Below are 11098 nucleotides of genomic sequence, written 5' to 3' on the forward strand. Positions count from 1 at the left end.
AGTGCAAGAAGCGCCGTCAGGACGTGGTGGCGCCGCTGGAGGCCGAGGGCCGCGCGTCCGAGGTGCAGAAGGCGCGCCTCGACGCCTCGGCCGGCATCTTCATCTGACGGGCTTCTCGGCCTTCACCACCAGCAGGGGCGGCAGCCGCAGCCGGGCGAAGCCTCCCAGGCCGGCGGCGGCCAGCGCGTCCTTGAGCTCCTCCTCCTCGCGCGGGTGGAGTCCGGCGCTGCGCTGGACGAAGGTGGCGGCCCGGCCCGGGGGTATCCAGGTGCTGGCCACGAAGCGGCCGCCCGGACGCAGCACGCGGGACACCTCCAGCAGCAGCCGGCCCAGCTCCGCGATGAAGTGCAGCGAGTGGGCCAGCAGCACCCCACCCAGCGAGCCGTCCTGGAAGGGGAGGTAGGGCGCCTCGGCGCGCAGGAGGTCCACCCGCACGCCGTCCTCGTGGGCCTGGGCCACGGACTCCTCGAGCATCGCTCGGGACACGTCCATGCCCACCACGGGGGGCAGCCCCGACTCGCGCGCCAGCCGCCGGGCGAAGAGGCCGGTGCCCGTGCCCAGGTCCAACACCGGCGCCTCCGGGTGGCCGAGCAGCGAGCGGTACAGCAGGTACTCGCTGTCGCGGTCCATGGGGGGGGCGGACAGGGCGCGCTGGAGGGCGGGGCGCACGTAGCGCTCATAGGAGCGGGCGACGAGGCGCTGCTCCAGGCCCCGTTGTGCCAGGGCGCTCGAGGCGGGCTCCGCGACGAGGTCCGCCACGCCCTCGGCCACCGGGTAGCGGGCGTGGCACTCGGCGCAGTGCAGCGGCCCGAAGAGGAGCTCGGCGGTGTCCGTCTCTGGCCGCAACCCGCCGCGCCGGCACCGGGGGCAGCGCAGCAGCTGGAGGATGGCGCGTTGCATGGCCGACACAGGGTAGCGCCGCGAGCGCGGCCCTGGAACGACTTTCACCCCCGGGGACTCGAGGGGCGCACCCCTCGGCTCAGGAGCCGATTTCCTCGGTGGACACGAGCACGGGCCAGCCGCGCGCCATGGCCTCGCGGAAGAAGGTGGCCAGCTCGTGACGGGCGCCATTCACCGCCCCGAGGAACGGGTCGATGAGCGACTCCTCGCCGAGGCTGCGCTGCGGGTTGAGCTCCACGGGGCTGCCGCAGCGCTCGCAGCGGATGGACACGGAGCGCGCCAGCGCCACGGGCACCGCGTAGCGGGCGCTGCACTCGGCGCACTTCCAGACGAGCGCTCGCTCGCCGGCCTCGCGCTTCGCCAGCGACTCCAGCTCATCGGCCAGCCGCAGCAGCGCGGGCAGGTCCTGGGGCGGTTGGGCGAAGAGGGCGGAAGGGCCGAAGCCGGAGCCGGGGCTGCCCAGGTTGGGGGCCCGGTCTCCCTTCAACAGGGAGCGCAGCCGGTCCTTCGCCTTCACGTCGCGAAACTCGGCGCCCGCGAACGCACGCTCCACCGCCTCGTGCAGCGGGGGCAGCTCGGGCTCGAGCCGCTCGTCCGAGGGCAGGGACTGAGGATGTGCCACCACGCGGTGGCCAGGAATGGCGACGAATCGGAAACCCACGGTGGCTCCAGATCGCACCGGGCTCTCGCCGGTGCAAGGAACGAATGCGGCGCGGGAGCCGAATTGCCGCTCCCACGACAGACAGCGCGGTGCGTCAACCCCTCACTGTGACCATTCGAGCATCCGCTGCAGCGGCGCCCGCGCGGCGGACTGCAGGTCCTCGGGCAGCGTCAGCTCCGGCGTGCGGTCCCTCATGCACTGATAGAGCTTCTCCATCGTGTTGAGCCGCATGTAGGGGCATTCGTTGCACGAACAACCATTGTCCGGAGGCGCGGGGATGAAGGTCTTCTCCGGGGCGCCCCGCTTCATCTGGTGCAGGATGCCGGCCTCCGTCACGACGATGAACTCGCGCTTGGGGCTCTTGAGCACGTAGTCCAGCAGCCCCTTGGTCGAGCCGATGTAGTCCGCATGCCGGAGGACCGCCGCCTCGCACTCGGGGTGGGCGACCACCTCGGCCTCGGGGTGCTGCACCTTGAGCTGCACCAGGCGCTTCTCGCTGAAGATCTCATGGACGATGCAGCTGCCCGGCCACAGCACCATGTCCCGACCGGTCTGCTGCATCACGTAGCGGCCCAGGTGCTGATCCGGCGCGAAGAGGATCTGCCTGTCCCGGGGCACCTGGTTGACGATCTTCACGGCGTTGGAGGACGTGCAGATGACGTCGCTCATCGCCTTCACCGCGGCGGAGCTGTTCACGTAGCTCACCACGAAGTGGTCCGGGTGCTTCTCCTTGAAGGCCCGGAAGGCCGTGGGAGGGCAGCGATCCGAGAGCGAGCAGCCGGCCTTCAGATCCGGCAGCAGCACCTGGCGGGCGGGGTTGAGGATCTTCGCCGTCTCCGCCATGAAGTGGACGCCGCAGAACACGATGACGTCCGCCTTCGTCTTCGCCGCGGCCTGCGCGAGCGCCAGGCTGTCGCCCACGAAGTCGGCCACGTCCTGGATCTCGCTCTCCTGGTAATAGTGCGCGAGGATGACGGCGTTGAGTTTCCGCTTCAGCTCGTTGATTTCCCGCTCGTAGTCCACGTGGGCGCGTCTCCTTCCCGCTCATTTAACCGCCTGCACCGAGCGAGGCCAGCACTCGCTTGTCTCCCCAGCGAGGCAGACGGCTTGGCCGACGGTACAGGTCGACGCTCCCTCGGATGCTGGGGGAGCACGATTCGAGGAAAAGCTGTCGTTGAAGTCTATCGACCAGCCGTGAGTAACGAGTGGCCACGGCTTTTCTTCCAAGAAGAGGGCTGTTACCGTCGAAGCGAGATGTTGGCTCTCTGGCGTCCCCCCCAGCAAGAGGGCTGACGCGAGTGGATGGCAGGCCCGCGAAGCGCTCGGAGCGCGACTCTCAGCAGGAGGTGGCGGTGGTCTCGCACGAGCAGTCGGTGTTGATCGTCCACCCAGACCCGGAGCTCCGTGCGGGGCTCGCTGAGGCCTTGGCGCCCCGGAAGATCGTCGCCGTCAGCTCTCGGGACGACGCCACCCGCACGCTCGCGCAGGGCGTGCCCGACATCATCCTGGCGGACGCGGTGGGCGCGAGGAAGTTCATCCTGGCGCTCGAGCGGCTGGCGCCCCAGGCGCTGCGCGTGTTTCTCTGTCCCGGCGCGCAGGCCGAGGCGATGCAGGAGCTGGTGGAGGTGGCGTCCGAGGGCCACGAGTTCCACACCATGGACCTGACGGCGGCCTCGCTGGAGAACCTGAGCCGGAGCCTTGGCGCGCTGCTGCGCCAGCGCAGCTCCCGGCGCATGCCAGCGGTGGGCCTGGAGGCCTCCTTCGTCGTCGACGACTCGCTGCTGCGCGCGGTGTGCCTGGACTTGAGCAACGAGGGCTGCCAGCTCAAGGTGCTGGTGGATGCCCCCATCGAGCGGATGACGCCCGGCACGCGGCTGACCGACTTCCGGCTCGAGCAGGGAGGGCGCACCGTGCTGCGCACCGGCGGGGCCTTCGTGCGGCACGTGGGCCTGGAGCGCTCCGCGGATGACGCCTTCTTCCGGGTGGGCATCCAGATCGAACGGCCCAGCGCCACCATCGGCTACGTGGAGATGGCGACCCTGGATGATCGGATCCGCATCCTCGCGGTGCTGCGGCGGGCGCTGCGCCAGCGCGACACGCTCCAGTGCACGCTGATGCAGGGCGTGCGCGTCCAGGAGGAGCTGCACGCGCAGCTCGTCCCGCACGGCGAGCACGTCCTCATGCGCTGCGCGCTGCCGCGCAACTGGGAGGCGGCGCTCGGCGACGTGGTGCACGTCGTCTTCGACCTGAGCGGCAAGAGCTATCGGGGTTGGTCCGCGGTGGTCGCGGTGGAGCAGGGCGGCCTGCTGCTCTCGCTGCCGCGCAGCCTGTCGCTGTACCACCGGCGCAACCACATGCGCTTCAAGACGGCGGCGGAGGCACCGTTCGGTATCTCCTTCGCCTCGCCGCTCACCGGCCAGCAGATCGACTGCCCCGTGTTGGATCTCCACACGTCGGGGGTGGCCTTCCTCTTCGACGGCGCACGGGACGTGCTGCCCGCCGGCCTCCTCGTCGACGACTTCACCCTGGTGCTGCCCGATGGGCGTCGCGCCCGGTGCAGCGCCGAGGTACGGGACAGCTCGCCCTTCAACACCCCCGAGGGGCAGGAGCTGACCCGGCCCTTCCGCGCCGGTGTGCGCCTGCGCAACGTCCCGGCCGATGCGCGCCAGGCCATCCTGGATGCCTTCGTGAAGGCGCGCTGCGCCAACGCCCGCGACGGGCGGTTCGAGTCCTTCCAGAACATCTGGGCCCTCATCCGCTCCGTCGGCCTCTTCCACCCCGACTACCCCTTCGAGGACGGGCCCCACACCCAGATCCTTGAGGACACGCACCGCACCCTGGCCTCCAGCGGCGAGGGCATCGCGAAGATCTTCCTGTACGCGCAGGACAACCAGCTGCTGGGCCATGCCTCGGGGCTGCGCACGCACTCGCGCACCTGGATGCTGCAGCACCTGGCGGTGCGCCGCGCCTTCCAGCGGGGCGAGCGCATCTCGCGCGAGCTGTCCGAGCTGTCGGTGGACTACGCCGAGTCGCTCGAGGACGTGAACTACCTGCGCATCTGCTGGCGCGTGGAGAACCGCTGGCCCGAGCGCGTCTTCGGGTGGATCGCCCGGAGCATGCACCTGGAGGGGCTCACCCAGCTGCGCCGCTTCCACTACATGCGGCTGCCCACGACGCAGCTGGGCAAGACGCGGGCGGACCTGCCCCGGGTGCGCCGGGCGGGGCCCGAGGACCTGCGCTGGCTGGAGTCGCACCTGCGCAAGCGGGGCGAGGTGGTGCGCCTGCTCGCCGACGATCTGCTGGCCCCCGAGGCGGAGCTGTCCACGCTGGCCGCGCGCTACGCCCTCCATGGGCTGCACCGGCGCCGCACCCTCTTCGTGGTGGAGGGCGAGAACGAGCCGGTGGCCATGGCCCTGGCCAACGAGGCCTCTCCGGGCCTGAGCTGGGCGGAGATGACCACCTTCTTCTCCCTGGTGGTGCCGGATCCCACGCACCCCCGGGTCTCCGAGGCCCGGCAGGCGCTCGTCGCCCAGTGCGTGCAGCACTACCGCGAGCACGGCAAGCTCTCGGCGCTGGGGCTGGTGGGGGACGATGAGGTGGCGGACCTGCAGGCGGCCGGCTTCCATGACCACGGCCTGGTGGCCGAGTGGACCTTCCACCGCAGCACGGCCCGGACGTGGCACACTTTGATGGCGGCCCTCTTCGAGCGGCTGCAGGGGCGAGCGGCTCGCCGCTCCCCTCACGAGGACATCGCTGCTTGACTGCATACGTGATGGAGTCCGACGCGGAAGCGCGTCGCCTGGTGGCCCAGGCCCAGGCCAACCCTGTCTTGGAGCACCTGCGCACCACGGGCCTCTCCGAGGGCCACGTCGCGCTGGATGTCGGCTGTGGGCCCGGCGTCATCACCGAGGTGATGGCCACCCAGGTGGGGCCCAAGGGCAGCGTGGTGGGGCTGGACTTCAACGCCCAGCGGCTGACGGAGGCCCGCGCCCGGTGCGCCTACCTGGGCAACTGCCGCTTCCTGGATGCGGACCTGCGCGCCAGCGGGCTGCCGGACGCCGCCTTCGACTACGTGTGGAGCCAGTTCGTCTTCGAGTACCTCCCCCAGCCCGAGCCGGCGCTCGCCGAGCTCCTCCGCGTCACGCGCAGCGGCGGCCGGGTGGTGGTGTCCGATGTGGACGGCGTGGGCATGTTCAACTGGCCCTGTCCGCCCCTCGTCCAGGAGGGCTTCCCCAAGCTGGTGGGCGCCATGACTACAGCCACCGGCTTCGACATTCATGTAGGCCGGAAGATGTACTCCCTCTTCCGTCGCGCGGGCCTGGTGGACGTGCGGGTGCACCTGGCCCCTCTGTGGGTCGTCGCCGGCAAGGCGGACGCGCGGCTGGTGGAGGACTGGGACATCCGCCTGCGGACGCTGGAGCCCGTGGCGGCGCCCTTCTTTGGAGGCGTGGAGGCATACCGGGCGTTCAGCCGTGCCTACATGGACCTGTTGTGTGACCCCGAGGCACTGAAGTATTCCGTCTTGTTGGTGACGGAGGGCAGGAAGCCTTGACGGAGACGATGATCCCACTCCCCACGCCCGTGGCGCAGACTCCCGACGACGCACCCGAGTTGGGCGTGCGCGCCGTGGGCGTGTTGCTGCTCTTCTTCGAGCGGGAGTACGGTCGCGAGCGTCTCGTCGAGATGTGGCGGCGCAGGGGCTTCAGCCTGTCGCTCGAGTACGTCACGACGATGACGAACTTCGTCTCCTTGAACTTCATCGAGCGCATCATCGACGCGCTCGTCATCGAGTCTGGAGATCCCGCCTTCATGCGCAAGGCGGGCATGCTCACCGCCAGCCCGCAGGCGCTCGGCTTCCTCTTCCACATCCTGCGCACCTTCGGTAACCCGGCGCAGACGTACCGGAAGATGGTGGAGCTGCAGCCCACCTACAACCGCGCGGGCGCCTTCACCATCGAGAAGCTCGGCTTCACCTCGATGGAGCTCTCGTACAAGAGCCACATCCCCGAGTCCAACCGCAACCTGTGCGAGGGACGGATGGCGCAGTTCGCCTCCATCCCCACCATCTGGAAGCGCCCGCCCGCGGAGGTGGTGGAGTACCAGTGCCAGCTCAACGGCGCGGACTGCTGCCGCTACCACGTGCGGTGGACCAACCCGGTGCGCAGCTGGTGGTCCGTCATCGGCCTGGTGTCGGGCGCGGTGGGCGGGCTGGGCGTGGGCATGGCGGGCGCGGCGCCGGCCACCGTCATGGTGCCCACGCTGGCGCTGGGTGGGGCCTCCTTCGGGGCCTGGCTGGACGGGCGCGGGGAGCTGCGCCGCAAGGACGAGCTGCTGGCCGGCCAGAACGAGGGCCTGATGCAGTCGCTCAGCGAGCTGCAGCAGCGCTACAGCGACATGTTCCGCATCAACCTGGCCCTCGAGGACCGGGTGGCGGCGCGCACGCGCGAGCTCACCGAGGCCAATGCCCGGCTGGAGACCGCGCTCGCCAAGCAGAAGGAGCTGGACCGCATCAAGAGCGAGTTCTTCGACAACGTGAGCCACGAGCTGCGCACCCCGCTCACGCTCATCCTGCTCACGCTCGACTCGCTGCTGCAGCGCACCGGAGACCTCTCTCCCGTCGTCCTCCCGCACCTGGAGACGATGAACCGGAGCGCCTCGCGCCTGCTGCGGCTCATCAACAACCTGCTGGATCTGGCGCAGATGGAGGCCGGCAAGGCCCGGCTGCGCTACGAGCCGCTGGAGCTCAACGGCTTCCTCTCCTCGCTGCTGGTGCCCTTCCACGTGGCGGCCGAGCGCAAGGGCGTGGCACTCAAGCTGGAGGGCGGCCCGGTGACGTCCGTCCTGGTGGACGTGCCGCGCGTGGAGAGCGTCTTCCAGAACCTCATCTCCAACGCCCTCAAGTTCACCAACCAGGGCGGGGTGACGGTCCGGCTGTACGAGGACGACGCCTGGGTGCACGTGGAGGTGCGTGACACCGGCGCGGGCATCGCCGCGCAGGACATCCCCGTCATCTTCGACCGCTTCGCCCAGGCGGACTCGAGCGGCACGCGGCGCTTTGGCGGCACCGGCATCGGCCTGGCGATCGTGAAGGAGACGCTGGAGCTGCACGCGGGTGGCATCGAGGTGACGAGCGAGCAGGGCAAGGGCTCCACCTTCCACGTGCGGCTGCCCAAGGGCGCCGCGCACGTGCGCGAGGAGCTGCGCGAGGCCCCGGGCGAGGAGAAGGTCCGGCCCACGACGCGTCGCTCGGATCTGGCGGCGCTGCTGGGCACCTCGGCGCAGGTGGCGTCGGGCGCGGTGGAGGCGCTGCCGGACTCCCCGGAGGCCGAGGCCGGCCAGGACGCCCCGCGCGTGCTGCTGGTGGAGGACGAGCCGGAGATCCGCGCCTTCCTGCGCAGCGTGCTGCGGCCCTACTACCGGCTGCTGGAGGCCACCAACGGCGAGGAGGGTCTGGCGATGGCCAAGAAGGAGCGCCCGGACCTCATCGTGTCGGACGTGATGATGCCGATCATGTCCGGCATGCAGATGCTGGAGGCCCTGCGCACCTCGCCGGAGACGCTGGACGTGCCCGTCATCCTCCTCACCGCGCGCCAGGAGGTGGACGCGAAGGTGGAGGGGCTCACCATGGGCGCCAACGACTACCTGGGCAAGCCCTTCTCGCCGCGCGAGATGCTCGCGCGCATCGAGGCGCAGCTGCGCCTGCGGGACGCGGCGGTGCGCGCGGCGGAGAACGAGCGCCTGGCGGCCACGGGCCTGCTCACCTCGGGCTTCGCCCACGAGGTGCGCAACCCCCTCAACGGCCTGATGAACGCGCTGCTGCCGCTGCGCGAGAGCCTCACCAACGGCACGCCGGACCCGGCGATGGCCGTGGCCATGTTGGACCTCATCGAGGAGTGCGGGCAGCGCATCCGCCACCTGGCCGAGGGCCTGCTGTCCTTCGTGCGCACCGGCAGCAAGGCGGTGGCGGTGGACCTGGGCGCCTCGCTGGACGCCAGCTTCGAGGCGCTCTCGTGGCGCCTGCCCCCGGGCATGAAGATAGAGCGCGACTACAAGTGCCCGGAGCCGGTGTGGAGTGATCCGGGCTCGCTCAACCAGGTGTGGGTGAACCTGCTGGACAACGCCGTGCGCGCCGTGGGGACCGAGGGCGTGGTGAAGGTGTCCACCTCGCGCGAGGGCGACGACGCGGTGGTGCACATCGTCGACAACGGCGTGGGCATCAAGCCCGAGCACATGGACCGGCTCTTCCAGCCCTTCTTCTCCACCCGGGACGCGGGCGAGGGGACGGGCCTGGGGCTGGCGCTCTGCCAGCGTATCGTCCTGCGCCAGGGCGGCCGCATCCGCATCCACAGTGACTACGGCAAGGGGACGCGCGTGGAGGTGCGGCTGCCGCTCAAGGCGGATCCGGACCGCATCCTTCCCCCGTTGCTCTCCGAGGGCCGTCCCATCCAGCCACACTGGCGCACGTAGGGCCGCTCGCACCTACCTGGGTTTCTGACAGGCGAAAGGGCTTCTGGTACAACCAGGAGCCTTTTTTCTTTTCCCACCCCCCGCGAGGAAACCTTTCGCATGGCACAGAGCACGGCCGCCGCGGCCCCCACCCGAGGTCACCCCAAGGGCCTCTACCTGCTGTTCACCACCGAGATGTGGGAGCGCATGAGCTATTACGGCATGCGTGCCCTGCTCGTGCTCTACATGGTGGGCGCCACCAACAACGGCGGCTTCGGCTGGAGTCAGGCCAAGGCGCTGCAGATCTTCGGCATCTACACGGGCCTCGTGTACGCCACGCCGGTGATTGGCGGCTACCTGGCGGACCGCTACCTGGGGCAGCGGCTCTCGGTCATCCTCGGCGGCATCCTGATGATGCTGGGCCAGTTCGTGCTGGCGATGCCCGGAAACTCCGAGGCGCTCTTCTTCACGGGCCTGGGCCTGCTGGTGGTGGGCAACGGCTTCTTCAAGCCCAACATCTCCACCATGGTGGGCGGGCTGTACGCGCCCGGTGACGCGCGCCGGGACGGCGCCTTCACCATCTTCTACATCGGCATCAACCTGGGGGCGTTCCTGGCCTCGGCGGTGTGCGGCACGCTCGGCGAGAAGTTCGGCTGGGGCTGGGGTTTTGGCTCCGCGGGCGTGGGCATGGGGCTCGGCGTGCTCCTCTTCCTGGCCCTGGGCAAGCGCCTGCTGGGCGACGTGGGCACGGCGCCCAAGAAGGTGGAGCGCAAGGCGGGCGTGGCGCCTGAGAAGGTCGTGGCCCTCACCCGCGCCGAGGTGGACCGCATCGTCGTCATCCTCGTGCTGGCGCTCTTCGTCGTCTTCTTCTGGGCGGCCTTCGAGCAGGCCGGCGGCCTGATGAACCTCTACACGGACGCCAAGGTGGACCGCGACGTGTTCGGCTGGACGGTGCCCACCACCTGGTTCCAGGCCGTCAACCCCATCTTCATCATGCTGCTGGGCCCCCTCTTCGCGGAGATGTGGACGGGGCTGGGCCGCAAGGGCAAGGACCCCTCGATTCCCGCGAAGATGGCCATGGGCCTGCTGCTGCTCTCCTTCGGCTTCGTGTTCATGCTGGGCGCCTCCAAGCAGAGCGATGCGGTGGGCAAGGCGGCGCTGCTGTGGGTGGTGGCGGCCTACTTCTTCCACACCGCGGGTGAGCTGTGCCTCTCCCCGGTGGGCCTCTCCATGGTGACGAAGCTGGCGCCGGCGCGGTACGCCTCGCTGCTGATGGGCGTGTGGTTCATCGCCAACGCGGTGGCCAACTACCTGGCCGGTCTCATCGGCGGGTACGCGGAGAAGCTGGGCGAGTTCTCCCTCTTCCTCGCCATCACCATCGCCACCGCCGCGGCGGGCGCGGTGCTGCTGGCCATCGCCCCGATCCTCAAGCGGATGATGCACGGCGCGGACGAGTCGCAGCCCGTGGCCCCGCAGCCGGGCACTCAGTCCGAGGCCCAGGTGGCCCCCTCGGCCTGAGTCGTGGAGACTTCCTCTCGCTGAGAGAGGGAGGGGGTTGAGTCCCCCAAACAGAAGGGCCCCGGGCGCGAGCGCTCGGGGCCCTTTGCTTTGCGGGAGGGGGCGCCCGGAGGCGCCGGGCCTACAGCGCCTTCTGCTCGCCCACGGTGGAGGGCGGGGGCACCTTCCGGTCGAACTCGGGGGCCGGGGAGGCGGGCATGAAGTAGTCGCGCACCTGGTAGCGCGAGGCGATGAACGCGAAGACGATGGCCGCGGTGAAGACGAGGCCCGCGTAGAAGAAGAGCGTGGCGGCCATGCCCTCGAAGACGTTGAGCCGCGCCACCAGCGAGACGAGCTGGTTGCCCACCGTCACCGTGATGCTCCACAGGCTCATGATGGTGCCCTTCATCTCGCGAGGCGCCTGGCTGTAGGCGAACTCGAGGCCGGTGGCGGACACGAGCACCTCGCCCAGGGTGAGCACCAGGTACGGAGCGGCCTGCCAGAGGACGGAGATCTTGTTCCCGCCATCCAGGGTGAGCTGGATGAGGGCCACCAGCACGTAGGAGAAGCCGGTGATGAACATGCCCGCGGTCA

At 70.0% G+C, this 11098-nt stretch carries 7 protein-coding genes and 1 pseudogene; 4 read left to right on the top strand and 4 right to left on the bottom strand.

Annotated elements, in window-relative coordinates; genetic code table 11:
- Positions 1-99 precede the first annotated feature (99 nt).
- The 3 genes from VF697_RS03360 to nadA all read right to left on the bottom strand — a co-directional run bounded on the left by VF697_RS03360 (position 100) and on the right by nadA (position 2584).
- Positions 100-900, bottom strand: a complete 801-nt coding sequence (locus tag VF697_RS03360) for a class I SAM-dependent methyltransferase (RefSeq protein WP_331092014.1) — start codon at positions 898-900, stop codon at positions 100-102.
- A gap of 79 nt (positions 901-979) precedes the next feature.
- Entirely contained in the window at positions 980-1561 is a 582-nt protein-coding gene (locus VF697_RS03365; protein ID WP_331092015.1) for a hypothetical protein, read from the bottom strand.
- Between the two features lie 102 nt (positions 1562-1663).
- The gene (gene nadA / locus VF697_RS03370; protein ID WP_331092016.1) at positions 1664-2584 is read right to left on the bottom strand and encodes a quinolinate synthase NadA; all 921 of its coding nucleotides are present in this window, start codon (positions 2582-2584) and stop codon (positions 1664-1666) included.
- A 275-nt stretch (positions 2585-2859) separates the two neighbouring features.
- Here nadA and VF697_RS03375 point away from each other — a divergent pair, with 275 nt between their 5' ends.
- From VF697_RS03375 to VF697_RS03390, 4 genes are all read left to right on the top strand, one after another.
- On the top strand, positions 2860-5322 hold the full coding sequence (locus VF697_RS03375) for a PilZ domain-containing protein (protein WP_331092017.1): 2463 nt from the start codon (positions 2860-2862) through the stop codon (positions 5320-5322).
- Positions 5319-6113, top strand: coding sequence for a methyltransferase domain-containing protein (locus VF697_RS03380; RefSeq protein WP_331092018.1), 795 nt, complete (start codon positions 5319-5321; stop codon positions 6111-6113). The genes VF697_RS03375 and VF697_RS03380 overlap by 4 nt, the downstream gene beginning before the upstream one ends.
- An 8-nt stretch (positions 6114-6121) precedes the next feature.
- On the top strand, positions 6122-9028 hold the full coding sequence (locus VF697_RS03385) for an ATP-binding protein (RefSeq protein WP_331092019.1): 2907 nt from the start codon (positions 6122-6124) through the stop codon (positions 9026-9028).
- A gap of 99 nt (positions 9029-9127) precedes the next feature.
- Positions 9128-10525 (top strand): peptide MFS transporter, encoded by a 1398-nt coding sequence (locus tag VF697_RS03390; protein WP_331092020.1) that lies wholly within the window; start codon positions 9128-9130, stop codon positions 10523-10525.
- A gap of 121 nt (positions 10526-10646) precedes the next feature.
- On the opposite strand, the pseudogene VF697_RS03395 reads toward VF697_RS03390, so the two are convergent.
- Positions 10647-11098 (bottom strand): annotated as a pseudogene (locus VF697_RS03395) (MFS transporter); the annotation flags it as partial.

Origin of the sequence: Archangium sp. (assembly GCF_036388035.1) — a bacterium.
In the GTDB taxonomy this organism is placed as follows: Bacteria; Myxococcota; Myxococcia; order Myxococcales; family Myxococcaceae; genus Archangium.